23 protein-coding genes and 1 riboswitch are annotated in these 26,665 nt (G+C 56.0%); of the genes, 17 read left to right on the top strand and 6 right to left on the bottom strand.

What is annotated here, in order from left to right; genetic code table 11:
• Positions 1-99: 99 nt before the first annotated feature.
• From MHFGQ_RS11755 to MHFGQ_RS11720, 8 genes are all read left to right on the top strand, one after another.
• Positions 100-729, top strand: coding sequence for a corrinoid protein (locus tag MHFGQ_RS11755; protein ID WP_106004786.1), 630 nt, complete (start codon positions 100-102; stop codon positions 727-729).
• An 11-nt stretch (positions 730-740) separates the two neighbouring features.
• Positions 741-1,538, top strand: coding sequence for a methyltetrahydrofolate cobalamin methyltransferase (locus tag MHFGQ_RS11750; RefSeq protein WP_106004787.1), 798 nt, complete (start codon positions 741-743; stop codon positions 1,536-1,538).
• A gap of 68 nt (positions 1,539-1,606) precedes the next feature.
• Positions 1,607-3,427, top strand: coding sequence for a histidine kinase (locus MHFGQ_RS11745; RefSeq protein ID WP_106004788.1), 1,821 nt, complete (start codon positions 1,607-1,609; stop codon positions 3,425-3,427).
• Positions 3,428-3,455: 28 nt separating this feature from the next.
• Positions 3,456-5,099: a response regulator gene (locus MHFGQ_RS11740; RefSeq protein ID WP_106004789.1), complete on the top strand. Its 1,644-nt coding sequence runs from the start codon at positions 3,456-3,458 to the stop codon at positions 5,097-5,099.
• Positions 5,080-6,918: an ASKHA domain-containing protein gene (locus MHFGQ_RS11735; protein WP_106004790.1), complete on the top strand. Its 1,839-nt coding sequence runs from the start codon at positions 5,080-5,082 to the stop codon at positions 6,916-6,918. Before MHFGQ_RS11740 ends, MHFGQ_RS11735 begins: the two co-directional genes overlap by 20 nt.
• Positions 6,919-6,937: 19 nt before the next feature.
• Positions 6,938-7,963 carry a uroporphyrinogen decarboxylase family protein gene (locus MHFGQ_RS11730; RefSeq protein WP_106004791.1) on the top strand — a complete coding sequence of 342 codons (1,026 nt, stop codon included), beginning with the start codon at positions 6,938-6,940 and terminating at the stop codon, positions 7,961-7,963.
• Positions 7,964-8,030: 67 nt separating this feature from the next.
• Positions 8,031-8,720, top strand: coding sequence for a hypothetical protein (locus tag MHFGQ_RS11725; RefSeq protein ID WP_106004792.1), 690 nt, complete (start codon positions 8,031-8,033; stop codon positions 8,718-8,720).
• Between the two features lie 102 nt (positions 8,721-8,822).
• Positions 8,823-9,245, top strand: a complete 423-nt coding sequence (locus MHFGQ_RS11720) for a Crp/Fnr family transcriptional regulator (protein ID WP_106004793.1) — start codon at positions 8,823-8,825, stop codon at positions 9,243-9,245.
• Here the strand turns inward: MHFGQ_RS11720 and MHFGQ_RS11715 are convergent.
• Positions 9,191-9,766, bottom strand: a complete 576-nt coding sequence (locus MHFGQ_RS11715; protein WP_170066184.1) for an MFS transporter — start codon at positions 9,764-9,766, stop codon at positions 9,191-9,193. The two genes, MHFGQ_RS11720 and MHFGQ_RS11715, sit on opposite strands and share 55 nt — an antisense overlap.
• A 420-nt stretch (positions 9,767-10,186) precedes the next feature.
• Positions 10,187-10,495: a J domain-containing protein gene (locus MHFGQ_RS14010; RefSeq protein WP_211292854.1), complete on the bottom strand. Its 309-nt coding sequence runs from the start codon at positions 10,493-10,495 to the stop codon at positions 10,187-10,189.
• Between the two features lie 174 nt (positions 10,496-10,669).
• Here MHFGQ_RS14010 and hpt point away from each other — a divergent pair, with 174 nt between their 5' ends.
• The 4 genes from hpt (at position 10,670) to MHFGQ_RS11690 (ending at position 13,335) form a co-directional block, all read left to right on the top strand.
• Positions 10,670-11,215, top strand: a complete 546-nt coding sequence (gene hpt, locus MHFGQ_RS11705; RefSeq protein ID WP_106004795.1) for a hypoxanthine phosphoribosyltransferase — start codon at positions 10,670-10,672, stop codon at positions 11,213-11,215.
• Positions 11,216-11,304: 89 nt separating this feature from the next.
• The gene (gene guaA, locus MHFGQ_RS11700; protein ID WP_106004796.1) at positions 11,305-12,855 is read left to right on the top strand and encodes a glutamine-hydrolyzing GMP synthase; all 1,551 of its coding nucleotides are present in this window, start codon (positions 11,305-11,307) and stop codon (positions 12,853-12,855) included.
• Positions 12,856-12,925: 70 nt separating this feature from the next.
• A complete protein-coding gene (locus MHFGQ_RS11695) occupies positions 12,926-13,144 on the top strand; it encodes a type II toxin-antitoxin system HicB family antitoxin (protein WP_062280062.1) in 219 nt (72 codons plus the stop codon).
• Positions 13,145-13,146: 2 nt separating this feature from the next.
• The gene (locus MHFGQ_RS11690) at positions 13,147-13,335 is read left to right on the top strand and encodes a type II toxin-antitoxin system HicA family toxin (RefSeq protein WP_062280059.1); all 189 of its coding nucleotides are present in this window, start codon (positions 13,147-13,149) and stop codon (positions 13,333-13,335) included.
• 44 nt (positions 13,336-13,379) lie between these two features.
• Here the strand turns inward: MHFGQ_RS11690 and MHFGQ_RS11685 are convergent, their stop codons facing one another.
• Positions 13,380-14,039, bottom strand: a complete 660-nt coding sequence (locus tag MHFGQ_RS11685) for a C40 family peptidase (RefSeq protein ID WP_106004797.1) — start codon at positions 14,037-14,039, stop codon at positions 13,380-13,382.
• 10 nt (positions 14,040-14,049) lie between these two features.
• Positions 14,050-14,179: riboswitch (cyclic di-AMP (ydaO/yuaA leader) on the bottom strand.
• A gap of 383 nt (positions 14,180-14,562) precedes the next feature.
• On the opposite strand from MHFGQ_RS11685, the gene MHFGQ_RS11680 reads away from it, so the two are divergent.
• From MHFGQ_RS11680 to gmk, 5 genes are all read left to right on the top strand, one after another.
• Complete coding sequence (locus tag MHFGQ_RS11680; protein WP_106004798.1) at positions 14,563-15,894, top strand: GntP family permease; 1,332 nt, start codon at positions 14,563-14,565, stop codon at positions 15,892-15,894.
• Between the two features lie 94 nt (positions 15,895-15,988).
• On the top strand, positions 15,989-17,005 hold the full coding sequence (locus MHFGQ_RS11675) for an MtaA/CmuA family methyltransferase (RefSeq protein WP_106004799.1): 1,017 nt from the start codon (positions 15,989-15,991) through the stop codon (positions 17,003-17,005).
• A 272-nt stretch (positions 17,006-17,277) separates the two neighbouring features.
• Positions 17,278-18,510: a PucR family transcriptional regulator gene (locus tag MHFGQ_RS11670; RefSeq protein ID WP_106004800.1), complete on the top strand. Its 1,233-nt coding sequence runs from the start codon at positions 17,278-17,280 to the stop codon at positions 18,508-18,510.
• A gap of 24 nt (positions 18,511-18,534) precedes the next feature.
• On the top strand, positions 18,535-19,569 hold the full coding sequence (locus MHFGQ_RS11665) for an MtaA/CmuA family methyltransferase (RefSeq protein WP_106004801.1): 1,035 nt from the start codon (positions 18,535-18,537) through the stop codon (positions 19,567-19,569).
• A gap of 76 nt (positions 19,570-19,645) precedes the next feature.
• On the top strand, positions 19,646-20,263 hold the full coding sequence (gene gmk / locus MHFGQ_RS11660; protein ID WP_106004802.1) for a guanylate kinase: 618 nt from the start codon (positions 19,646-19,648) through the stop codon (positions 20,261-20,263).
• 32 nt (positions 20,264-20,295) lie between these two features.
• On the opposite strand, the gene cydD is transcribed toward gmk, so the two are convergent.
• The 3 genes from cydD to MHFGQ_RS11645 form a co-directional block, all read right to left on the bottom strand.
• Complete coding sequence (gene cydD / locus MHFGQ_RS11655) at positions 20,296-24,078, bottom strand: thiol reductant ABC exporter subunit CydD (RefSeq protein ID WP_343105558.1); 3,783 nt, start codon at positions 24,076-24,078, stop codon at positions 20,296-20,298.
• Between the two features lie 154 nt (positions 24,079-24,232).
• Complete coding sequence (gene cydB, locus MHFGQ_RS11650) at positions 24,233-25,237, bottom strand: cytochrome d ubiquinol oxidase subunit II (RefSeq protein WP_106004803.1); 1,005 nt, start codon at positions 25,235-25,237, stop codon at positions 24,233-24,235.
• On the bottom strand, positions 25,228-26,613 hold the full coding sequence (locus MHFGQ_RS11645) for a cytochrome ubiquinol oxidase subunit I (RefSeq protein WP_106004804.1): 1,386 nt from the start codon (positions 26,611-26,613) through the stop codon (positions 25,228-25,230). Before MHFGQ_RS11645 ends, cydB begins: the two co-directional genes overlap by 10 nt.
• Positions 26,614-26,665: the final 52 nt, after the last annotated feature.

Raw genomic sequence — 26,665 nt, 5'->3', positions numbered from 1 at the left:
GATAATAAACCTTTGGCAATAATTTAGCCTTGCCGCGTAATTCGTCTTAAAATAAACTTAAATTATAAAGCAAATTGAATTTTAAGGAGGCAAGGCGAAGTGGCAGTCCTGGAGGAAATCAAGGAAGCCCTGATGGCCGGTAATGCCAACAAGGTCAGGGAGCTTACCCAGAAGGCCCTGGATGAAGGCATCGCCCCCACTACCATAATCAACGACGGCCTCATTGCCGCCATGAACGTCATCGGCGTCAAGTTTAAAAACAATGAAGTTTACGTTCCCGAAGTTTTGGTGGCGGCCCGGGCCATGCACGCCGGTATGGACGTAGTCAAACCCCTCCTCACCGGTGACGCCCTGGAAGAAAAGGGTACAATGGTCATCGGAACGGTTAAAGGCGACCTTCACGACATCGGCAAGAACCTGGTCATCATGATGATGGAAGGTGCCGGTTTTAAAGTAATCGATTTGGGTATCGACGTGCCCGTAGAAAAGTTCGTCCAGGCGGTGGAAGAGCACAAACCCCAATTGGTCGGCATATCTGCCCTTTTGACCTCGACCATGATGCAAATGAAGAAGACTGTCGAGGGTCTGGCGGCTTACCGCGATAAGATCAAGATCATGGTCGGCGGCGCGCCGGTAACCCAGAAATTTGCCGATGAAATCGGAGCCGATGGTTACGCGCCCGATGCCGCCTCCGCCGTAGACCTCGCCCGCCAGTTGCTGGCGTCATAGGAGGCTGGGGGATGCTGGTAGTCGGCGAGCTTATAAATTCCAGCCGCAAGGCCGTTGCCCAGGCCATTGCCGAGCGTAATACGGAATACATCCAGGACCTGGCCAGAAAGCAGGTCGAGGCTGGAGCCCATATTATCGACGTCAACTGCGGGACAAGCATCGGCGAAGAAGAAAAGGTGATGACCTGGCTGGTTACGAGCGTCCAGGAAGTCGTAGACGTCCCCTTATGCATCGACAGTCCCAGTGCCGGAGCCCTGGCTGCCGGTCTGGCCGTTCATAAGGGGCAGGCCATGATCAATTCCATCACGGCGGAGAAGGATCGCTGGCAGGAAGTTTTGCCCCTGGTGCAGAAATATAAAGCAAAAATTATCGCCCTCTGCATGGACGACGGCGGCATGCCGGAAACGGTAGAAGACCGTCTGCGGGTTGCTGACAAATTGGTACCGGGGCTCCTGGAGGCCGGGATACCCGAGGACGATATCTATCTTGATCCCCTGATCAAGCCTCTGGGAGTTAATAGCCGGTACGGAGTGGAAGCACTGGACGCGGTAGCGGCGTTAAAGGAAAAGTATCCTAAGGTTCATACCATCTGCGGCCTTTCCAACGTTTCTTACGGTCTGCCGGAGCGGCGCCTGTTAAACCGGGCCTTTATGGTAATGTGCCTGACCAAGGGGATGGATGCCTTTATCCTCGATCCCCTGGACGGGCAGTTGATGGGCCTTTTAAAGGCAGCCATGGCCCTGGCCGGACAGGACGAATACTGTTTGGAATACATTGCCGCCGCCCGTGCCGGCAGGATTAAAGCATAAAACATGATAAAAACCGGCCGCAGGCAGGGGAAACCCCTGCCGCGGTCGTTTTTATTAGGAGGAAAAAGATGCCTTTTTCCCTGGAAAATCTAATCCAGGCCATAATCAACGGTAACGCCGTCCAGGTGCGGGAAGAAGTAAAAAAGGCCCTGGCCGCCGGAGTCGATCCGGCGCGCATCATATCCGACGGCTTCGTGGCCGCCATGGATGTGGTGGGGGAAAGATTCGAACGCAATGAGATTTACGTCACCGACCTGATTATCACCGCCAGGGCCATGCATACCGGTTTGAAAGAACTTAAGCCCTTCATGGTCGCCGGCCAGGTGCGGCCGGTAGGACGGGCCGTTATCGGCACCGTTCAGGGGGATATCCACGACATCGGTAAAAATTTGCTGGGAATAATGTTGGAAGCCTCCGGCTTTGAAGTAATCGATCTGGGTGTTAACGTGGCTCCCAGCACCTTTGTGGAAGCCGTGATTAAATACCGGCCGGATGTGCTGTGCCTGTCGGCCCTCCTTTCTTCTACCCGGGGCGCCATGGGCGAAACCATTGCCGCCCTCAAAGAGGCCGGCTGGCGGGACAAAGTAAAAGTAGTGGTTGGAGGCACGCCCCTCAATGAAACCATCGCCGCCAGGATGGGTGCCGACGGCTATGCCCCTGATGCCACCACCGCCGTGCAGCTAATCAAAGATCTCATCGGCACCGGGCGGGAGCGCCGGGCGGTCCTGGCTCCGGCGACCCTGGATTTATTTTTCAGGGAAGGATCCCTGGAAGACCTGCAGCGTGCCTTTAACCGTATGACCGGTCTGCATCTGGTGATGGTTGATTCCTCCGGCAGCCCCCTGACACCCCTGGGAGGCTTCCTGGAGTGCTCTTCACACTGTCATCTGCTCCAGGATTGCCCGGCGAAAGACGTGGACGTCACCACCCTGCCCGGCAATTTCAAAGAAGCCTTTATTTACCGCTGTCACGCCGGCTTGATAGAAATATCTTACCCCCTGGCCAATGAAGACGGTACCGTAGGCGCCGTCCTCTGCGGCCACTGCCTTTTGGCAGGCGACCCGGCCACCGAAGAATTGCGGACGGCGGTACCGGTCCTGGATATAAAAGATCTTGAAGCCGTATGCGGCCTTCTGTCCTTTGTGGCCGGGCAGATAATTAAGCTCAACGCCGTTTTACTGGCCAATAAAGAACTGGAGGAGCAGCGCGCCAGTTTTGTCCATTTCCTGAAAAGGCAGCACCAGTTGGAGCAGGCCTTAAAGGACGCCGAGCTGAAAGTCCTTCAGTCCCAGGTCAACCCCCATTTCCTGTTCAACTCTTTAAATACCGTTGCCCGCCTGGCCCTTTTTGAAGGGGCGGCGGCTACGGAAAGGGTTGTGCGTTCTCTGGCTCGCCTGATGCGCTACAGCCTCTACCAGGTGAAAGAAACGGTAACCCTGGCCGAAGAGGTGGCTGCCGTCCGCGACTATCTTTTTATCCAGGAAACGCGCTTCCCGGACAGGATCCGGGGCCAGATCCTTGTAGGGGATGAGGTGCTGGACGCCAGGGTCCCCTGCATGATCCTGCAGCCTCTGGTGGAAAACGCTGTCATCCACGGCTTGGAACCCAAGGAGACGGGTGGTACGGTTATAATCTCCGGCTGCCGTGTTGGAGACCAGGTCCATATTGAAATAAAGGACGACGGCGTCGGCATTCCACCCGAGGTACAGCGGGCCATTTTTGACCTCCAGGTACGCGGCGGCGGCAAGGGACAGGTCAGCGGGCTGGGGATCGTCAACGTCTACCGCCGCCTGCAGCATCAGTTCGGTAGTAACTGCGCCCTGGACGTCAATGGCGCGCCGGGAAAAGGGACTTGCATCCAGCTTACTTTTCCTTATACTAAAGAATAACCCACGTATTTGTGAAGGAGGCCCGGTTTTGGCAGCGACGTTGAAAATCCTCCTTGTCGACGATGAACCGTTGGAACGCCAGGCACTGCGCTTTATCCTCTCCAGGGAACGTCCCCACTACCAGGTGGCGGCGGAAGCCGGCAACGGGCTGGAGGCCGTAGAGCTGGCGGACGCTTTAAAACCGGATGTCGTCTTCCTAGACATCAAAATGCCCGGTATGGACGGCCTGGCCGCCGGAAGGAAGATCCGCGCCCTGCTACCGGAGTCCAGATTGGTTTTCGTATCCGCTTACGGGGAGTTCGACTACGCCAGGGAAGCAGTGTCCCTGGGCGCTTCCAAATATTTATTAAAGCCGGTGGACGGGGAAGAAATGATAAAGCTTTTAGATGAACTTGCTGCCGATATTCTCGCCGCCCGCCGGCGCCGGCAGGAGACGGCTCGCCTCAAAGAGGCCTTGGAGGAAATGAAACCCCTGATTCGCCTAGGATTCATAATGGATCTGCTTAATGGCAATATAACGGCGAACGAGGCGGAAAGCCGGGCCCTTTTTTTAGGCATTACTTCCCTGCCGCGACTGGCAATTCTGGTGGATATAGATAATTTCGCCGACCTTGCTCGGGATGGAGCGGAGATCGAACGTCAGCTGTTAAAACAAAGGGTGAAAGAAAGCATTGAGAAAGAGGCGGCCGTATGGCCCGGATCCTTGGTGGCCCCGGTGTCCGGGGATGAATTTGCCGTCCTTCTCCCCCTGGACCGCCTGACAGGGGAAGGCGATGTGCGCCGGGAGGCCGTGGCGCTGGGGGAAGCCATCTGCCGTCGGGTACGCCGGGAAACAGGGGCGACGGTAACCGTCGGCATCGGCCGTCCGGTTGCCGACATTACCGAACTCGCCCGTTCCTACGCCGAAGCGGCGGCCGCCGCCGAATACCGCCTCCTTTATGGCGGCGACCAGGTCATCCACGCCGACGACGTCGCCGCCCGCTCCCGGGCCAGACGTTTCCTGCCGGATCGGGCAGAACAGGAACTGGCACAGGCCATCCGGATGGGCGATGGGGAATTGGTGCAGCGGCTGGCCGGTGGGATTTTAATGGAACTTACCATAAAAGAAGAGAGTCCTTCTCTAATAAAAATGAAAATTTTGGAACTGGTGGCCCTGGCGACCAATGCCGCCCTGGAGGCAGGGGCGGATGCCGAAATCGTTTCCAACCTCACCCTGGCCGCCAGCGGTGAATTTCTCCATCTGGACAACCTGGCGGACGTACGCCGGCGTATTTTGGAGCGCCTGGTGGATTTGGTTAATCAGGTGGCATCCAGTCGGGAAAGGCGCAATGCCGTCCTCATCGAGCGAGCCTGCAGATTCATCGAGGCCAATTTCCACCGGGACCTCACTTTGGAGGAAGTGGCCCAGCAGGTATATTTGAGCCCCTGCTATTTCAGCCGCCTCTTCAAACAGGTAAAGGGGCAGAACTTCATCGACTACCTGACCCGGGTGCGCCTCGGAGCGGCCAAGGAGCTGCTGCTTAATTCTGAACTGCCTGTAGCGGCCATTGCCGAGCGCGTTGGCTATCATGACGCCCGCTATTTCGGCCAAGTTTTTAAAAAACAGGAAGGGTACACGCCAGGCGTGTTCCGTAAAATTGGGGGTGCTAAAAATGCAGGAAGTGTTAATTGATTTTCAACCGGTAGGAAGGCGCGCGCAGGTAAAAAGAGGCCAGACTATTCTGGCCGCGGCCCAGCAGCTGGGACTGGCCCTGGGGGCCGGGGGCTTGACTGCCCCCTGCGGCGGCAGGGGTCTCTGCGGGCGCTGCCGGGTGCGGGTGGCCGCCGGCGACGCCGGGGAACCGACGGCGGCAGAAAGGCGGTTTTTGAAGCCGGAACAGCTGGAACAGGGATATCGTTTGGCCTGCCAGGCGGTGGTTCTGGGGCCGTTGAAGGTAGAAATTCCGCCGGAATCCATGCTCGGCGTACAAAAGCTTCAGGTAGAAGGGTTGGATGTGACCATCGTTCCCGAAGCACCGGTGAAAAGATATGCCCTGTCGTTGTCCCGGACCACCATAGATAATCCTCAGCCCCTTTGGCAGCAGGCGGCTGCGCAGTTGGAAAGCACATACGGCGTGGAACGGCCGGTTGTAGACTATGAACTGGCGGCGGCCACGGAACCCCTGGCGACCGATGGCACCGCTGTAGTCACGCTGCGTGGGTCGGAAGCGATTAACCTCTATTTCGGCCGGCCGGCACCGCCGCCCCTAGGCCTGGCCGTCGATCTGGGGACCACCAAGGTGGCCGGTTTTCTTATAAATCTGGAAACGGGGGCCACCTTGGCCGCCGACGGGATTATGAATCCCCAGATTGCCTACGGCGAAGATGTCATGGCCCGCCTGGGGTATGCCATGGAAGGGGAAGAAGAGTACCGGCGCATCCAGGGAGTGGTTGTTGAGGGGTTGAACCGCTTGGCCGCCACCCTGGTAGAAAAAGCAGGTGTGGCCGTAACGGACATTGAAGAAGCCGTTATCGTGGGCAATACGGCCATGCACCATCTGCTGCTGCACCTGCCGGTGGAACAGCTCGCCCGGGCGCCCTACGTTCCGGCCCTGACTGTGCCGGTGGAAGTCAGGGCTCGGCACCTGGGATTGAACCTCAGCCCGGGGGCCTACATTTATTTAACGCCGGTAATAGCAGGTTTTGTCGGCGGCGACCACGTGGCCATGATCCAGGGTAGCCGCATCGATGCGGCAAAGAAAGTGACCCTGGGCCTGGACATCGGCACCAATACGGAGATCGTGTTAAACTACGGCGGCAAGATGCTTTCCTGCTCTTGCGCTTCCGGCCCGGCCTTTGAAGGCGCCCACATCACCCAGGGAATGCGGGCCATAACCGGCGCCATTGCTGCCGTAAGGTTAAGCGACGACGGCCGGGAGGTGTACTATGAAACCATCGGGGGGGCTCCGCCCTTAGGTATCTGCGGCTCAGGCATCCTCGACGTTGTGGCCGAGCTCTACCGTACTGGCGTCATTAACGCCAGCGGCCGCCTGGATTTAAAACATCCCCGGGTGAGGCGGCCCGCCGGTGGCGGCCCGGCAGAATTCCTGCTGGTGCCGGCGGAAGAGACCGGCATCGACGGCGACGTGGTGGTGACCCAGAAGGACATCGGCGAGATCCAGCTGGCTAAGGCGGCCATCGCCAGCGGCACCCTTTTGCTGCTAGAGGCCGCGGGCCTTACAGTAGAAGACCTGGAGGAGGTTGTCGTCGCCGGGGCCTTCGGCACCCACCTCAAGGTAGAGAGTGCCGTCGCCATCGGTATGTTCCCCAAACTCCCTTTGCGCGCCTTCCGCCAGGTGGGCAACGCCGCCGGCACGGGTGCCAGGCTGTCCCTCATCTCCATGTCCGAAAGGCGGCGGGGGGAGAGAATAGCCCGGGAAGTGGGCTATATTGAACTCATGACCCGGCCGTCCTTCCAGGACGTATTTATGAAATCCCTACTCTTACCGTAACCGTCGGAGGCGATTCGTTATGAACCACATTGAACGGGTACGGGCGGCCCTGGCACGTGGACAATCCGATCGGGTCCCGGCGGGTGAATTCGAGCTGGGTGCGGGGCTGGCGGCGGCCCTTCTGGGCCGGGAAGAACCGGGCGGCTTTTTCGAAGAGGCGGCCGCCCGGGAGCTACTGGGCATGGATCTGGTGGCTGTGACCCCCAAAGCGCCCCTTAAAGACGAAGGAAACGAATGTTACCGGGATGCCTGGGGTCGACGTCTAAGGCAGCAGGGGGGATTAATCACCGTTCAGGCCCCCGCTATCGCTGTAACCCACGAGGCTGCCGGCTACCGCCTGCCCGCGGCCGATGTTTTTGATCTCTTGCCCATAAGGCGATGGCGGGAAGAAACCGACTTTTTTGTTTTCGCTTTTGTTGACGGGCCCTTCCAGGGCACAGGCAACCTCTTTGCTTTTACGGATTTCCTTCTGGCTGTGGCCGGCAGGGAAGAGGCCGTCATTGATCTGGCCGCCGCGATTGTTGATTTTAACGTGGAGCTGGCCCGCCTCTGCATACAAGCCGGAGCCCATGCCGTCATTATCGGCGACGACATCGCCTATGATCGGGGGACGTATATTCGTCCGGCGCTATGGCGGGAAATCTTTTTACCCCTCTTACGCCGTCAGGTAGAAGCCATTAAAACGCTGGGCGTACCGATCCTTTACCACTCCGACGGCAACCTGCAGGCAGTTTTACCCGATTTGGCCGCATTATCCCTGGACGGACTTCAAGGTCTGGAACCGGGGGCCGGTATGGATATCGGCATGGTTAAGGAACAATACGGCGGGCGCCTGTGCTTGATGGGCAATTTCGACTTAAACCTCCTGACCACAGGTACGCCGGCGGCCATTAAGGTGGCGGCGGAACGATTGCTCCGGGAAGTAGCCCCCGGAGGGGGGTATATCTTTTCTACTTCCGGCGGCATTTTAAGTGATGACCTGCCGCCGGAAAACGTCGTTGCCCTTTATCGGGCTGTCCGCGAGTATGGTGCATGCTACCAATAATCTCCAGGTATAAACCTTCCCGCCTGCCATATCAATTAAATAGGGAACCGGCGGGAAGGTGGTTTTATTGGTTAAAAGGTTTTTACGCTGGCCCTTTCTTCTGGCCGTTATATTCTTTATGGGGCTGGCAGGCTACTGGGGTTATTCCTACTACCTGCGGGAGATAAAGGTCGAACCCCAGGAACTGATCGTTAAGGCCCTGGACGCCACCAATCAGGCGAAGAGCTACCGTTTCCACGTTGAAGCAAGCCTGATAAGCGGTGGCAATAGAATAGACTTGAGCAAACTGGACGGGGAGCGGGCCGAAGACGGCAGTCTATATTTAAAGGGCCACATGACGGGGCAACCGGTGGAGATCTACCAGGTAGATGATACCACTTATTTCCGTGATCCTGCCTCCAACCGCTGGATGATCACCCCCGGCAACAATCCCCTGGAGCAGGAAAAGTATATGGCGGAAATCAACCCCCTGTCCATTTTAAAAGTTACCCGGGTGGACGATTTGCAGTACCTGGGACGCCAGAAAAATATTCCCGGCAGGCCTTACCTTTTAACCTGCCGCCCCCAGGTCAACAACCAGTTCCTCAACAGCTACTGGCAGGACCTTTACTACCAGCTCTGGGTGGAGCGGGGCAGCAACTACATCCGCAAAGTTTCCCTGGAAGCCGCCCACCGCCAGCGCCCCCAGGACAAACTGACCATGACCGTCGACTTCTACGATTTTAATAAGCGCATCAACATTAAACCGCCCCAGTAGGGCGGTTTTTTATAGTGCAATAAATTAATTTTGAAAGGAGACCTGCATAATTTATAGAACAATATATATGGCAAGTTATTTTTATAAAATGGGGACGGTTTTATGCCTTCCAATGGTGAAAATGAGAACTTGATTAAAATTGCCTCGCCCTGGCTTACTATTAAAGGCGAAGAGAGTTGGCGAGAACTGTTACCCTATGGCCAAAAAATTATTTTACCCAAAGGTAAAGTATTGTATGCTTCCGGTAGCATGGTCTTTAATTTGTATTATTTAGATCGCGGCGAGATCATGATGCGCAGCTACAACCAGGAAGGTCGCCAGAAAATAATCTGGTATATTGAAGAAGGGAATATCTTTTGCGAGACGCCGTTTTTCTGCGGTGCGCCCACTTTTTTGGAAATTATAGCCAACAGTAGGTGCGAGGTGTATAAATTTTCAAGGGACTTTGTGTTCAATGAGCTAATTCCCCATTATCCGGCCAGCCATCCAGCTATACCCACACCGACGAAGGCCCCCAGGGGTTGACCGGTATTGAAGAGGCCGGTCATCAGTCCCCTTTTTCTCGGAGGAAACCATGCTCCGATAAGGGCGTATCCGGCGGTATTATAACCGGCACAGCCCAGCCCTACCATTAAACGGGTGAACAGCAGGCCGCCGTAACTGTTCATCCATGCGGTGGCCAGACAGAAGAAACTCCAGACGGTAGACATGAACTTTTCCTCGCGGATTACCGGGACTACAGTCGTATAGAAACGATATTGAGGAAACTGGGGAACTATAGAGATAGTTTTTTCGATGTCACTGAAATCGATGGTTTCTCCTGCGATTTGACTGTATAGTGTCTTGGGGCCCAATACTTCCATTACGACCATATCGGCCAGGCCTTCTTTTAAAATACGACCTAGAAGTTCGCTGTTTTTGCCGTTGGTATCAATTTTAAGCTTCATGGCTTTGCTTTTTAAATAACGCAGGAGAGTTAAAAAGTCTTCACCATATTCGGGATTGCCGCGGGAAACATTGAGTCCGTCTACCCATTCTTTATGCATGACACCTATTTCAACAAATCCGTCGAGGTTTGTGCCTGATTGCAAATAGGCAAGTATAGGTCCTAACCCCTGGCGAATTTTCGTGCCATCGGTAAATATGGGAAAAACAATACCCTCTGAATTTCTATAAATAAATTTACGGTTTTTAACATAGAACTGTTGAAAATCTTCTTTTCCTTCATTTTTAACATTTTTTTCAATAAAAGGTATACTCTGTTCATGTAAAAAATCTTTTGCTATTTTACATTTAATACACCCCGGCATTGAGAAAATTATATTATTCATAATCAATTATTACCTCCTACGATGCCTTTCTACCAACAATTTTATTTAGCCCGCGCTCCTTTATCTATTGTGATAACTACAACTAGTATGTAGTGATGGCTACAACTTTTTTGTTAATTAAATCATATACAGGTGTTAGAAAAACTCCCCGAAATGCTCCATCCACCAGCGGGCGTACAGTTTGTCCGCATCCTCATTTTCCAGAGTAACGCCTGCTGCCAGCCGGGAGTTACGGCCGGGCAGTTTATGGTATAGAAGGTACTGATAGGCTTCTGTGATCAGGAGGAATTTTTCTACGACGGTCTTATCATTAGGGTTTCTATCGGGGTGGTACTGCCGGGCCAAGCGGCGGTACGCCTTTTTTATTGCCTGGGCGCCGGCCTCGGGACTGACTCCCAGGATCTGGCGCGCCCTTTTTTCTAATGTACTGGTGCCAGGAGACACCGGTAGCTCACTCCTTTGGCGCCAAATTCGGACGGCCAGAAGGATTTTGCCGTTATACAGCGAAGATAACAAGGTTATGGTAAACTGTCAAGAGGTATATTAATAGAGGCCGGTGGAGGAAATTTGCCGGGGTGAAGGTAACATCTTACTTTTATTTCGGGGGAGGAATTATTTTTGCAGGATGACATTGCTGAAGTCCTGGTCAGCGCCGCTGAGATAAAAAAACGGGTTAAAGAAATGGGCGCGGCCATTAGCCGCGATTATGCCGGCAAGGACCTGCTGGTGGTGGGTATCCTCAAAGGGGCGATTATTTTCCTCGCCGACCTGGTGCGGGAGATTACCATTCCCCTACAGCTCGATTTTATGGCCGTTTCCAGTTACGGCGCCGGGACCACCACGTCGGGAGCAGTGCGCATCTTGAAGGACCTGGAAGTGCCGGTGGAAGATAAGCACCTCCTGATTGTGGAGGATATTGTTGATACCGGCCTGACTTTAAAATACCTGCTGGAAAATTTAAAGGCCCGCAAGCCTTTAAGTGTCCGTGCCTGCACCATCCTGGACAAGCCCGAGCGGCGGTTGGTGGATGTCCATGTCGATTACAGCGGCTTTTCCATCCCGGATTATTTTGTTGTTGGTTACGGCCTTGATTATGCCCAGAAATACCGCCATTTGCCGGACATCTGCGTCTTAAAACCGGAGGTTTACGCCCGGCAGAAATGAGATGGGAACGAGAATGGTTCATAGAGGGGGTTAGCCCTCGTAAGGAGCAACTTAAAAATTGCAGCTAATTGAGTGAGGTTAGGTGTGAAATGAGTAGTAATAACAAGCAACCTGCGGAAATAGTCCTGGTCCTGGACTTCGGCGGCCAGTACAACCAGTTGATTGCACGGCGCATCCGCGAAGCCGGGGTTTACTCGGAAATGATCCCCTTTAACACGCCCCTGGAGGAGATCCTGGCCCGGCGGCCCAAAGGTATTGTCTTTTCCGGCGGGCCGGCCAGCGTTTACAGCCCGGGGGCGCCGCGCATTGACCGAGCTTTATATGCGAGCGGCATCCCCATTTTAGGCATATGCTATGGCATGCAGCTCATGGCCCACGACCTTGGGGGCCGGGTGGAGGCAGCCGCAGGGCGGGAATACGGTAAGACCGAGCTTGAAGTAACGACTGACGACATCCTCTTTGCCGGGTTACCCCGGAACATGCAGTGCTGGATGAGCCACGGCGACTATATCAGTGCCCCGCCGCCGGGCTTCCAGGTAACGGCCCGCTCGGTCTACACGCCGGTGGCAGCCATGAGCGACCCGGGGCGCCGGCTTTACGGCGTCCAGTTTCACCCGGAAGTCAAGCACACGCCCCTGGGCCAGGAGATGCTCCGCCGTTTCCTCTTCCAGGTGTGCGGCTGCCGCGGTGACTGGTCGGTCAGCTCCTTTATCGAGGAGCAGGTAGCGGCTATCCGGGAGCGGGTGGGTGACGGCCGCGTCCTCTGCGCCCTGAGCGGCGGCGTAGATTCTTCCGTAGCCGCGGCCCTGGTGCACCGGGCCGTGGGCGACCGTTTAACCTGCGTCTTTGTCAATCATGGCCTCCTGCGCCAGGGCGAGGCGGAGCAGGTGCAAAAGACCTTCGGCCAGGCCCTGCAGGTGAACCTGATCTATGTCGACGCCAGCGAGCGTTTCCTGGCTAAGCTGGCAGGGGTGACCGACCCGGAAGAGAAGCGCAAGATTATCGGCCACGAGTTTATCCGCGTTTTTGAAGAGGAGGCCAGAAAGCTGGGGAAAGTGGATTTCCTGGTCCAGGGAACCTTATATCCTGACGTCATCGAAAGCGGCACCGAAACGGCGGCCGTTATCAAAAGCCACCATAACGTCGGCGGCCTGCCGGAAGACATGGAGCTGGAGCTAATCGAACCGCTGCGGCTTTTATTCAAAGACGAGGTGCGCCGGGTGGGGGAGGAACTGGGCCTGCCCGAGGAAATAGTCTGGCGCCAGCCCTTCCCCGGGCCGGGACTGGCCATCCGTATTCTGGGGGAGGTAACACCGGAAAAGCTGGCGATTTTACGCCAGGCGGATGCCATTGTAACCGAAGAGATCCGGCGGGCCGGTCTCTACCGGGAAATTTGGCAGTCCTTTGCTGTTTTGCCCTCCATGAAAAGCGTGGGTGTTATGGGCGACGAGCGTACCTATGCCTACCCCATCGTCGTCCGGGCCGTGACCAGCGACGATGCCATGACAGCCGACTGGGCGCGGTTGCCTTACGAATTGCTGGAGCGCATCTCTTCCCGCATCGTCAACGAGGTGCGCCACGTTAACCGGGTGGTTTACGACATCACCTCCAAGCCGCCGGCGACCATAGAGTGGGAGTAGGTAAAAAATTGCTAAGGCCAGGAGCGGTGAGTTATACTTTATAATGAGGGTTTGGTAAGGGGGGTTATTTATGCTCAGCAACTATACGGCACGTTATACAAAGATCAGTTCAGGTTACCTGGGACAACTGGTCGAGTGGCCTGAGGTAATAACTGAAGGGAAAACCCTGGAAGAATGTAGAGAAATGCTTAAGGATGCCCTTCGGGAGATGATTCTGGCCTATCGCCAGCAAAAGAAAGAAATTCCCCCTGGAGGCGCATTATTAGAACAGGTGCCGGTGGAGTTTTAGCAGTGTCTATAAAACGTCGGGACTTGATTCGTTACTTTGAGGCAAATGGTTTTTATTTACTACGGGAAGGTGCTAACCATTCAATCTATACCAATGGTATAAAAACGGTACCTGTTAAAAGGCACCGCACGCTGGACCGGATTACAGCCAATGAACTTTGCAAGCAGGCGGGTTTAAAGCCAATATTTTAAAAGCACGCTCCGTTTAAAAGTAGCGTGCTTTTTTTATTGCTTTCTTATATCACCCGCCGGGCGCCGCGGTAGCGCCGTCCCCAGTAGTAGGGGTCATCAATGTTATCAATAGCTACCCCCCGGGAACTGGAGGCGCTGATGAACTTGCCGTTACCTATGTAAATACCGACGTGGCTGATTCCGGTACCATAGGTGTTGAAAAATACTAGATCGCCTACCTGGAGATCCTCCTTGGCGACGTGACTGCCGCTGGCGGCCTGATCGGATGCGGTGCGGGGCAGTTCGATGCCCACCTGGCGGAAAACATACTGGGTAAATCCGGAGCAGTCGAAACCACTGGGGCTTGTCCCCGCCCAGCGGTAGGGGACACCAAGATATTGCCTGGCAATGGCGGCCACTCGTTTAGCGGTGGTGGTGGTAGTAGTTTCTTCCCCGCGGGAGGCAGGCAAGACGTTGCGCACTTCTGGCCCAGAGGAAGGGATGGATGCGGGAATCTCCAAGACTTGTCCAACTAAAATTAACGAAGAATGAAGGTTGTTGGCCGCCTGGATTTGTTCGACGGTGACGCCGTAGCGGCGGGAGATGGCCCACAGAGTATCGCCCCTTTTTACTTCATAGGGCTGGGCCAGGGCCACCCCGGCGGCTGCGAAAATAAAAGAACCGGCCAAGGCGGTGGTCAGGCAGTATTTACCCCACTTCTTCAATTTTCTTGGACCTCACTCTCTCCACACCTACGAGGTTAGTTGCCGGGTTCGGACCGAGAGTTAGCCCGGAGCCAGGAGGCTCTTCACCCCTAAATTATCTCTGCTTCCCGCCCTGCGCGGGAATTTGGTGTTAAAAAGTGTAACTATTCTATTTTAACGTCGAAAAAGAGAGAAGTAAAAAGCGCATTAAGTATGTCCGGCGCCATGAACTGCTAGAAAGGGCAAGAATTCCCCGGTTTATAGACTTTTTCTTTAAATTTCGGTAGTTTATTGATGCCCGGATTCGCACTTTGGATCAATCATCCTAAGCCGCCTATTTATGCGCCTTGCACATCCGGTTAAGTTTAACGCTGAATAGAGAGTGCACCATGGCGATAGGTTTTCTAACTTGAATGAAGAAAATTGAATGAAGAAAATAAATTTAACTATATAGACCAGTTATCGAAAAAAAGGCAAAGAAAGGAGGTTGAATGCTGGCCAGCGATAACAGGTCGAAAAATTCATTATTATTGGGGGGTGCAATATGTCTGGGCCGTTATTGCTGCTGGTAGTTGTTGCCGTCATTATTCTATTGATTCTCCTGGTTTCCAAGGTTAGACTAAATGCCTTCTTGGCTTTAATTGTGACTTCAATAGTGCTGGGACTTCTCGGTGGCATTAAACCAGTAGAGGTAGTGAAACTGGTAACCGAGGGTTTCGGCGGCCTGATGGCCAACATTGGTATTGTTATTGCCCTGGGTGTTATTATTGGAGAGTTTCTTGAAGCGACAGGTGGCGCTGAAAAGATTGCCGAATCGGTTCTAAAGGTAGTCGGTCGCGAACGCAGTGTGCTGGCTATGGGTATAACCGGCGGCATTGTTTCGATTCCTGTTTTTTGCGATTCCGGTTTTGTCATCCTTAATCCTGTCATCAAAGCCCTATCGCGGGTAGGTAAAGTCCCCCTATTTAGCCTGTCGACGGCTCTGATGGCCGGTCTTTTGACTACCCATGTCTTTGTCCCACCGACACCGGGTCCTATCGCTGCTGCCGGTATCCTGGGTGCTGACCTGGGTAAGGTAGTATTTTATGGGATCTTAGTTTCCATTCCGCCGATTATTGTTTGCTCCCTGTGGGCCAACTCCAGATTCATCCGTAACAAGTTCCCGAAGTTAGCGGAAGAAGATAAGATTATTGAAGACCAGGAGGCCGCCCGGCGAGCTAAATGTCCTTCCACGATACAGGCCTATTTACCCATAGTAATACCTATTATTTTGATTGTTTTGCAGTCTTTTGGTAACCAGTTATTACCCAAAGGAAGCAGCGCCCAGAATTTCCTAGGCTTTATCGGTCATCCTGTCACCGCCCTTTTAATCGGTACGGCCCTGGCCTTTACCCTGGCCCCTTTGGGTAACAAGGATATTTGGGATACCTGGGTAGGCCGCGCCTTGGAAAAATCAACGATTATTATCCTGGTCACTGCTGCTGCCGGTTCCTTTGGTAAAATCCTGGGTGCCACCGGCATCGGTGAATACCTGGGCAAGCTAATCGCGGGTAGTGGCGTCCCTGGTATTTTGCTTCCTTTCTTGATTTCCGCTTTTATCCTTACAGCCCAGGGCTCAGCAACGGTGGCCCTGTTGACTACTTCAGCCATAGTCAAACCCATGCTGCCGGCCCTCGGTCTTTCGCCGGAACTGGCTGTTCTTGCCATTGCCGCCGGTGCCGTGACCGTCGTTCATGCCAATGGAAGTTATTTCTGGGTGGTTGTTAAGTTTTCCAACATGGATATTACCGAAGGTTATTGGAGCGTCACCCTTACAACCCTTATCTTAGGTATTGTCGGCTTCTTAAGCGTAGCTGTTCTTTCCCTCTTTATTTAAACGTAATTTAAACGTAAGATTTCCGGCCAAGGTGTAAATCCGCCCTGTGCCGGCATGGATATTTCCCAAATTCATTTTAAGGAGTTAATCTGTCATGTGTGCCATGACCCCCAAAGAGCGTGTTCTGCGTGCTATAAATCGCCAGTGGGTAGACCGTATCCCTGTGGGCAACCCCACTTCCGTAGCTACTGTCGAGTCCATGGAGGCCTGCGGTGCTTATTTCCCTGACGTCCATCTGGACGCCGAGAAAATGGCCACCCTGGCTGCCACCGGCCATGAGATCCTGGGGTTCGATACCATTGCCCCTTACTTCAGTGTCCAGCAGGAAGCGGCGGCTTTTGGTCTCAAGATGAACTGGGGCGAAGTTGATTCCATGCCCGACGTTCTGGAAAATCCTTACGAGGAACCGGAGGACATTATTATCCCTTCCGATTTTCTGGAACGCCCCTCAATACGTACTGTACTAGATGCTCTGCGCATCCTGAAAAAGGAGTATGGCGACCATGTCTGCCTGGTTGGCAAGGTTATGGGGCCTTGGACACTCTCCTATCATTTGCACGGTACCCAGAACTTCCTCATAAAAACAATCCTGGAACCCGATAAAGTACGCCGTTTCCTGGATAAACTCAAAGGCCTCAGCGTCATGTTTGCCAATGCTCAGTTTGCCGCCGGAGCTGATGTGGTAACGGTGGCCGACCATGCCACCGGCGATTTGGTGAGCGGCGCCTGTTACCGCGACTTTCTCCTGCCAGTGCACCAAGAGATGACGAAGCAGATTAACGGCCCGACAATCCTGCATATCTGCGGCAATACCACCGACCGCCTGGATTATATCGCTCAGGCCGGGTTTACCTGTTTCCATTTTGACTCCAAGGTCAATCCCTGCCAGGCCCATGAGATTGTCGACGGCCGTATCTCCTTGGCCGGCAGCATTAACAATCCGGTCACCCTTTTCAACGGCACGCCCGAGGATGTGCGCCGGGAGGTAATCGCGAACATTGAAGCCGGTATCGAGATTATTGCTCCGGAGTGCGCCGTACCTCTCCGGACCCCAAATGCCAACCTGAAAGCCATTGTAACTGCAGTGGAAGAATATTGCCGTAACCATTGATCTCGGCCTGGTTGGCCCCTCTGCCATTGGCAGAGGGGTTTTACCTTTTGTTATCTGAAATGCTCTGCAGGTTGGCCTTCCTGAGAGCGTTTACTTTTTGCCAACTCGTGGATAAGTAGCGATGGCAGGATTGGGGCCTGTAATTGCGTATTTTATCATAAAGCTTGCCCTGAGAAAAAAATTAGCTTTTGTTAGCCAGGCGGTGGCACATTATCATTAAAGGCAGGATGTGGATGTAAGTATGGCCATGGGAAATATCGGAGGGAAAGGGAATGCTGCAGCAGGAGTTAATTCAGCCCTTGCTGGACCGGGTCGCGGCAACTGGTCGGGTGGTAATAGAAATAATCAACCCGGACGGAGTAGTAATAGCCAGTTCGGACCCGGGCCGGGTACATTCATTACGGCCGGAGGTGCAGGAGTTAACTGCGGCCGGGCTTTATTGCCGCCCGGTATCTTCTTTCGAGGTAGATGCTGGTGCCACGCCTGTGGTACCAGCAAAGGAAGAAACTCATTTTCTTCCTTTAACGGTGAACGAACAGCTGGTAGCCTGGCTGGGGTGGCAGGGGTCGTTCCCCGGAGAAACCGCGGCTCTATTACAAGCTTCCCTAGAAGGGATACTGGCAGCGGCCCGGCGCCGGGATGAGCAATACTATACTACCCGGGAAGAGGAGGCCCTTTTGAGTGCCCTCCTGGGGCGGGAGGCAGCTTCCCGGGCGGAGGAATTAAAGCTGCGGGCGCTAAATGCCGGGTATGACTTAAACCTTCCCCGGGCCGTCATCGTCCTGCGGCTGGAGCCCAAGGAGAATCGCTATTTTAATATTAATTTGCACCTGGGTTATGACGTTACCCGCGAACAGCTAAAAAGTGAAATCCTGGAACATGTAAAAGGGGATCTTTATATAACCGCCCAAGACCTGGTGGCCTTTTATAGTGAAGATTACCTGGTGATTTGTAAGGCCTTTTTAGATACTGATAATCTACCCCGCCTTTATCAGGCCCTGGATGTTATAGGGAAGCATCTATATGACCTGGTCAGTGGGAATCATCTTTTCTCCGTTCAGGTGGCCTACGGGAGTATTGTCAAGGAGGTTGCCGGTTTAAGGAGATCTTACCAGGAAGCGGTAGAGTTAATTTCCCTGGGGTCTGCGTGCGGTAAAAGCAACGGCTTCATTGATGCCGACACCATCCTCTTTGAAGCTCTGGCCTGTGCCCTGCCGGGCCGCCTGACCAGCAGATACCTGGAACCCCTCCTTCAGAAGGTTGAGGCAGCAGGCGAGGAAGGGATCCAGTTACTGGAGACTGTCGAAGCCTTTATAGATAACAATATGAATATTAAGCAAACGGCCGAGCAATTACACTTGCACCGCAATACCGTCACCAACCGCCTGGAGCGCATTAAGCAACTGACTGGGTTGGACCCGGCCACAGGTTTTCGCGCCATTTTCTGGCTAAAGATGCTGGCCGTTTACCGGCGCCTGGGCCGGCTCCACCAGCATGAAGATTGAGATTTAGAAAAGGGGTATGGGTTCATGGCAGCCAGGGAGCAAATGGCCGGCTGTGAGCGGGTATTAGCAGCTCTCAGGGGCAGAGATGTCGACCGTCTACCTTTAATTACACCCACCTCGGTAGCTACGGTGGAAAGCATGACTGCCACCGGCGTCTTTTTCCCCGAAGCCCATACCGATCCCTATAAAATGGCCGCCCTGGCGGCAACCGGCCACGAAATACTGGGATTTGATACCGTCGCACCCTATTTCAGTATCCTGCTGGAAGCAGCGACCCTGGGCTGTACGGTGGACTGGAACCCGGTGGACGCCATGCCGGCTATTAAAAAAAATCCCCTGCAGAAATGGGAGGAGTGGCGACTACCCCCGAATTTCCTGGACCGGCAGCCGATTAAAGCTCTTCTCACGGCTATCAGCCTGCTGAAAAAGCGTTACGGTCACCGCGTAGCCGTGGTGGGCAAGGTTATTGGCCCCTGGACCCTGGCCTACCACTTGTGCGGGGTACAGAATTTCCTTCTGGGACTGGTCCTAGAACCGGAGGCTGTACGGGATCTGCTGGGGCGGCTGGTGGCCGTTCCTTTGCTGCTGGCGGCGGCAGAGGTGGAGGCCGGTGCTGATGTCCTAACCTGGGCCGACCATGCTACGGGCGACCTAGTTAGTGCTACCGCCTATCGCGAGTTTCTCCTGCCTTTGCACCAACGGGCCGTTAAGGCATTGCCCGCGGATGTCCCGGTTATTCTCCATACATGCGGCCGGGTTACCGACCGGTTGGGCTACTTTACTCAGACGGGTTTTACGGCCTTTCATTTTGATTCCCGCAACCCGCCGGCCGAGCTCCTTATCCTGGCCAATGGCCGCCTGACCTTGGTAGGAGGCATCAATAACCCTCAGACCCTACTGAACGGCAGGGTAGCGGAGGTCAAGGTCGAAGTAGAAAGGCTGCTTAAGGCGGGCATCAGGCTGGTAGCGCCGGAGTGCGCTGTACCTTTGCGGACGCCGAACCAGAACTTGAAAGCCGTGGTCCAGGCAGTACGAGATTTTAGCCGCCGGCAACGGTAAAGGCCGCATTGCCTTGCCTGAGGCTGTGTGGTAAAATGTAAACAAAATTAGTATTTCCTGTGGGGAATTATGCCTTATGATTCTTTCTCGCAAATTGATCGTTGACTTTCAAGTTAAAGATCGAAAAAATCGACAGGGTTTCTTTTTCGTGGTTTCCGGGCCTTCCGGGGTGGGGAAGAATACCCTGTTGAACTATGCCCTGGAGCGGGTCCGGGGTATTTACTACCTGCCCTCAATAACCACCCGCCCTATGCGACCGGGGGAAGCCCAGGGCTTCCCGTATTTTTTTGTCAGTAAAGCTGATTTTGAAGCAATGATCGCTCAAGGAGCCTTCCTGGAATGGAAGCAGATTCATTCCGGGGACTACTACGGTACCCATTTGCCGACAATTTTATATGCCCTGGAGAACGGCTATGACATTATTACCGACATGGATGTCCTGGGATGCGTTGAGGTCATGGAGCGCTTCCCTGAAAATGTCGTCCCGATTTTTATTGCCCCGCCAAATATGGAAGAACTGCGCCAGCGGCTGGCCGGGAGGGAAAAGGACGCCGGGGTCATTGCCAAGAGATTGGAGCGGGTGGCTATGGAAATGAGTTATGCTGGTAAGTACCGGCACGTGATTATTAATGATGACCTGGAGCGGGCCGGCAGGGAACTGGTCAAGATTTTAAGGGAATATTCCCCAGAGTAATAATGGGTCTCAAAAGCGACATAGGCCTGATTCTAAGGTAATACTTCGTGCTGCAGCTCCCACATCCGGCGGTAAAGCCCTTCTTGCCGGAGAAGTTCCTCATGCCGTCCCCGCTGGACGATCCGCCCTTTATCCAGGACCAGGATCTCATCCATGGCCTCCAGGCCCGCCAGGCGGTGGGTTATGACCAGGGTGGTCCGGCTGGCCATTAAACGGTAGATAGCCTGCCTTACTTCCCCCTCAGTCACCGGGTCCAGGCCCGATGTGGCCTCATCAAGTATCAGGATGGGAGCATTTTTCAAAAGGGCGCGGGCGATGGCCAGACGCTGGCGCTGGCCCCCGGAGAGTTTCAATCCCTCTGCACCGATACAGGTTTCATATCCCCCGGGCAGGCTCTGGATAAATTCGTCCAGCCTGGCCTTCCGTGCGGCCTGCCGGATCTCCTCCCGACTGGCACCAGGCCTGGCCAGTAGGAGGTTTTCGGCAATGGTGGCATGGAAGAGATGGGTTTGCTGGGAAACTACAGCTATCAGGCGGCGCAACTCTTCCGGGGGATAGGCCTTGAGTTCATACCCACCCAGGCGGATAGATCCTTCCTCGTAATCCCAGAAGCGCAGGAGCAGGTTTACTAATGTGCTTTTCCCGGCCCCGCTGGGACCGACGATAGCCACCCGGCCCCCTTCGGGCACGGTAAAGTCGAGGCCGTCCAGGACCCAGGGTTCTTCCGGGGCGTAGCGAAAGCGCAGTCCTTTTACCTCCAGGTGGTAGTTTGCCGGCTGTGGCGGCGGGCCGGGCGGGTCCTGGACGGCAGGCCGGGTATCGATAAGGGCAAAGAGCCGCCGGGCTGCAGCCAGACTTGCTTCCAGGCGCTGGGGTATCATGGCCAGGGGCAGGACGGCCTCAAAGCTGCCAGCCGCTCCAAGGGCCAGCATGGCCAGGTAAACGCCGTCCAGTTGTCCGCTGGCCACCAGGGGGATGGCCAGCACCAGGACCGACCACAGGGCCAGGTTCATGGCCAGGCCTGACACGGCGGCCGCTAGGCCGGCCACTCCCGCCTCGCGGCCCTGGAGAACCAGTAGTTCCCGGCTCAAGGCGGCGATGCGTTCCTGCTGCTGTCTGGCGTATCCGCAGGCCAGGATTTCAGGCATGCCCTGGACGGTATCCACCAGGGAGGCGTTAAGGGCCGCTCGTATTTCTCCCTGCTGCCGGGTCGCCCGCCGGCCGGCAGCCTTGAGGCCCAGGGGTGCGATGATGCCGGCCCCCAGAAAAAATAACAGCCAGGCCAGGGCCGGTTTGATGGCAAAATTGGCCAGGAAAACGAAAACGGCCACCATGACCAGCAGGGCTACCAGGGGCGGGGCCAGGACGCGGAGATAAAAGTTTTCCAGGGTAGCCACATCGGCCACGACCCGGCTCAACAGGTCGCCACTGTGGTGGTCCGGCAGCCGGTCCGGGACCAGGGGCTCAAGGGCCCGGTAAAAGGAAACCTGCAGCTGGCTGAGGATGTGCAGGGTGACGCTATGGTTTACATAACGTTCCAGGTAACGGCTGGCGGCCCGGGAGATACCAAAAAAGCGCACCCCGACGATGGGGAGCATGAGGTCTGAAACCGGCGGGTGGAGGGCGGCGCTGGCAATGAGAAAGGCCGCGGTGGCCATGAGGCCGACGTTGCTGGCTATGGTAAAAAATCCAAGCAGGGTGGCTCCCAGTATAGCGGCCCAAGAGGGTGCAAGCAAACCCAGGAGACGGATGCAAGTGCTGGTGGTAGTTCTCCCCTTAAAATAGGTAGGGGGTAACTGCCGGTACAGGGCGGTGCAGTTCTGGGGGCCAGGGGCAGGCGTGCCTTTAGGCTGGTGATGTTTTTGGCGGCATGAAAAGTACGGCATATTGAGAGAGCGTGCGGAGCGGGCGGCCATGCTAACGGATTTACGCCGGTCATGCCCGAAGGTATAGTCCACCGCTCCGGTGAGGCTTCCGGAATGGAGCGAGTTAGCGGGCGCTGAGCTAACCTTCACCCTTCCGGCTGCGCAATGAAAGGCTGTGACCAGGCGGTAATAGGCACCCTGCCGCGCCATTAATTCCTCGTGCCGTCCTGCCTCCACCACCCGGCCGGAGGCCAGGACCACGATGCGGTCCGCCCGGTAGACGGTGCTGAGGCGGTGGGCGATAATCAGCACCGTGCGGTTTTCCATCAGGCGCTCCAGGGACGCCTGGATTAGCCGGTCAGTGGCTGGATCCAGGTTGGCCGTAGCTTCGTCCAGGATCAGTAAGGGGGCGTCCTTCAAAATGGCCCGGGCAATGGCCAGGCGCCGCGCCTGGCCGCCGCTCAAGCGCAGCCCCCGCTCACCGATGGGCGTATCATAACCCCGGGGCAGGGCGGCAATGAACTCATGGGCCCCGGCGAGGCGGGCCGCGGCCACCACTTCCTCCCGCGAGGCTTCCGGACGTCCCAGGAGGATATTGTCGGCTATAGTACCGCTGAAAAGGTAGGGATGCTGGGGAACCAGAGCCACCTGCCGGCGCCATTCCTCCAGGGGGATCCTGTTTAAAGGAAAGCCGTTGACGGTAATCAGCCCCCGATCGGGCTCCAGGAAACGCAGGAGCAGGTGGGCGATGGTGCTTTTCCCCCCGCCGCTGGGACCAACCAGGGCCACCTTTTCCCCCGGCCGGAGTTCCAGGGAGACCTCTTCCAGGGCCGGCCGCTCCCTATCCGGGTAAGTATAATGAACCCCTGCCAGGACAATATGCAGCCCCGGCTGCCGTACGCGGCTTTCCCTGCCCGGCGGGAGATTTCCTGTTTCCGCGCCTCGAGGCAGGGATTTGACCCTCACGTCCGCTACTGCCGGGGCCGGGGTAGTGCAAGGGCCTGCCATATCCAGAACGGCGAAGATCCGCCGGGCGGCGCTGACGCCGGCCAGGCCGGCATGAAACTGGCTGCCCAGGAGGCGCAGGGGCAGGTAGAATTCCGGGGCCAGCAGCAAGAGGAAAAGGGCCTCATTAAAGGGTATTTGGGCATAAACCAGGCGCAGTCCCACGGTGACGGCCACCAGGGCGGTGCTGATGGTAGCTACAAGTTCCAGCACCAGGGCCGAGAGAAAGGCCACCCGCAGCACTCCCAGGGTGGTGGATCGGAAACGGTCGCTGAGGCGGGCCAGGACTTCAGCTTGCTCCTTGCTGCGGCCGAATATTTTCAGGGTGGTAAGGCCCTGCAGCACATCCAGGAAATGGCCGCTCAGGCTGCTCAGAGTTTGCCACTGCTGTTGAGTGAGGGCTTCTGCCCGGTTGCCGATAAGGAACATGAACAGGGGAAGCAGGGGAGCGGTAAAAAGGAGGAGCAGGCCGGAAAACAGGTCCAGGGGGAAGACGAAACCTAGGACCATCAGGGGCACCAGGGCCGCCAGGGCCAGTTGGGGCAAATAGCGGGCAAAATAAGCCTCTAGGTCCTCAATTCCTTCCACCAGGACATTGACCAGCTCCCCGGTATGCTCATCCTTCAAAGGTAACGGACCTACGGCCAGGAGGTGGCCCACCAGGCGCCGGCGCAGGTCATATTTGATCCGGGCCGCGGCCCGGTGGGCCGCCACTTCTACACCCCAGGCCAGGCCCGCCCGGAGGAAAATGATGCCCAGGAGGGCCATGAGCCAGTGCCAGACACCCCGCAGATCCTGCCCTTCCAGGAAGACCCCGTTCACCACCCGGGCCAGGTAACCGGCCTGCAGGATGGCCAGCAAGCCGGCCGCCAGGCCCAGGCCGATGGTCACGGCCAGGTGCCAGCGCACCCGGCGTGCTTCGCCCAGGAGGTTCCTTTCCAGCAGCAAATTACCTTCCCCTCTCTCCGCAGGACCTTCCTTGCTCTAACCCTTTCTGGTGCGTATTCGAAAACTCCTGGCTAGCCCCATTCACCTTTTGCCGTACTTTCGAAACAAAAAGGGAAGTAGCCAGTTCCGGCAAGCCCCCGGCCTCCAACTCCTAATATTCCAGGTTTCTGGCCTTAACCCGCTGGCGGAATACCCAGTACGTCCAGCCCTGGTAAAGGAGGACCACCGGTACCAGGGTGAGGGCGACGATGGTCATAACTTTAAGGGTATAGGGGCTGGAGGAGGCCTGGTAAATGGTCAGGCTCCACCGGGGATTCAGGCTGGAAACCATTACCCGGGGAAAGAGGCCGCCAAAGAGAGCCGCAGTGCCCAGGAGGATGGCCAGACCGTTCAAGATAAAAGCCCCGCCGTAGCTCCGGGAGCTGAGCGACCACCAGGCCAGGAGAAGGGCCACCAGGGCGCCCCAGGCGGCGATTCCGGGTACAATCCGGGTAAAGATGTCGGTTTCCCGGTAACTCATAATTAGCAGCAGGAGGAGGGCCGCCACAGCGCCGGTACCTATCTTTAGCCCCGCCTGCCGGGCGCGCTGCGGCAGTTCATCCCCGGTTTTGAGGGCCAGGAAAAGTGCCCCCTGCAGGGTGAAAAGGAGAAGAGAGGTCAAGCCCCCCAGCAGGGTGTAGGGAGAAAGGAGATCGAAAAAGGTACCGGCATACTGCATGCGGGCGTCAATGGGTACGCCCCGGATCAGGTTGGCCATGGCCACGCCCCAGAGGAGGGCCGGCAAGAGGCTCCCCAGGAAAAGCATCCAGTCCCAGAAGTTACGCCAGGCCGGGCGGTCATCCTTGCTGCGGAATTCAAAGGCTACCCCGCGCACGATCAGGGCGACGAGGATAAGGAATAACGCCAGGTAAAAGCCGCTGAAAAGGGTGGCGTACCAGTGGGGGAAGGCGGCAAACATGGCCCCGCCGGCGGTGAGCATCCACACCTCGTTGCCGTCCCAGAAGGGGCCGATGCTGTTGATGATGGCGCGGCGTTCCCCATCGCTTTTCCCCAGGAAGGGCAGCAGGATACCGACGCCGTAGTCAAAGCCTTCCAGGAAAAAGAAGCCGGCAAAAAGGACGGCTACCAGGATAAACCAGAGGACAGTTAGATCCATAAGGATACCTCCCTGGAATTATCTAACATCCTGGTGGCAGGAGTTGTCTCAACACCCTGCCGGGCGTATTTAGCCAGGAGGTAGACGTCGGCTACCGCCAGGACCCCGTACAGCAGGGTAAAAGCCACCAGGGTTGTCAAAATAGCGGCGGCGGATACCCCGGGCGAGACGGCCGCCTCGACCCGCTGCAGCCCGTAGACAATCCAGGGATAGCGACCGATCTCGGCCATCAACCAGCCGGCGGTGTTGGCGAGATAGGGCACGGGAATGCTCCAGAGGAGGGCCTTGAGGACCAGGGGTTTTTCTTCCAGGCGTCTCCGCCGCCACAGGTACAGGCTGTAAAAGGACAGTAAAATTAACCACAGCCCGGCGACGACCATCAGGCGGAAGCTCCAGAAGACCGGGGCGACCGGCGGGATATAATTGCCGGGGCCGTAGCTGGCCTCTGCTGCGGCCTGAAGATCCTTCAGGCCTTTAACCTCGCCCTGGAAGCTGTTATAGGCAAGAAAACTGGCCAGGGCGGGAATCTTAATCTCGAAGGTATTGGTCTGGTCTTTTGTATCAACCAGGGCCACCAGGGCCAGGGGGGCCGGATCGGCACTCTCCCACAAGGCTTCGGCGGCTGCCATCTTCATGGGCTGGGCATTGACCAGGTACTGGCCCTGGAAGTGGCCGACGGCCGCCACCAGCAGGCTGCTGATGACGCCCGTTATCAAAGCCAGCCGGAAGGAACGGCGGAAGGGCTCTAATTGGCTTTGCCGCAGGAGGTGGTAGGCACTGATCCCCATGACGAAAAAGGAGGCTGTCACAAAGCCGGCCAGGACGGTGTGGGGGAATTGATAGAGGACATGGGGGTTGGTCAGCAGGGCGAAGAAATCCGTCATCTCGGCCCGGCCGTTACGCAAGACATAGCCCACCGGCTCCTGCATAAAGGAGTTGGCCACCAGGATCCAGAAGGCGGAAAGATTGGTTCCGAAGGCCACCAGCCAGATGCAGGCGGCGTGAAGGGCTTTAGGCAGCTTATCCCAGCCAAAGAGCCACAGGCCCAGAAAGGTGGATTCCAGGAAAAAGGCGGCCAGGGCTTCCACAGCCAGGGGGGCACCGAAAATGTCTCCGACGAAGCGGGAGTACTCGGACCAGTTCATGCCGAAGTGAAACTCCTGGACGATACCGGTCACCACGCCCATGGCAAAGTTGATGAGGAAGAGCCTGCCCCAGAAGCGGGCCATGTTCTTGTAAGTTTCATCACCAGTGCGGACATAGATGGTTTCCATGATGGCCACCAGGACTGATAGTCCCAGGGTCAGGGGAACGAAGAGGAAGTGGTAAACTGAGGTAATCCCGAACTGCCACCTGGCCAGCAAGAGTGCATCCATAACTTTTCTCCTCCCCTCAAAAAACATCAAAGTATACCCAAATAGTATAGTT

Source organism: Moorella humiferrea (assembly GCF_039233145.1).
Taxonomy (GTDB): Bacteria; Bacillota; DSM-521; order Neomoorellales; family Neomoorellaceae; genus Neomoorella; species Neomoorella humiferrea.
The sequence above is the reverse complement of the archived record's forward strand: the minus strand, read 5'-3'. Positions and strand labels throughout refer to the sequence as shown.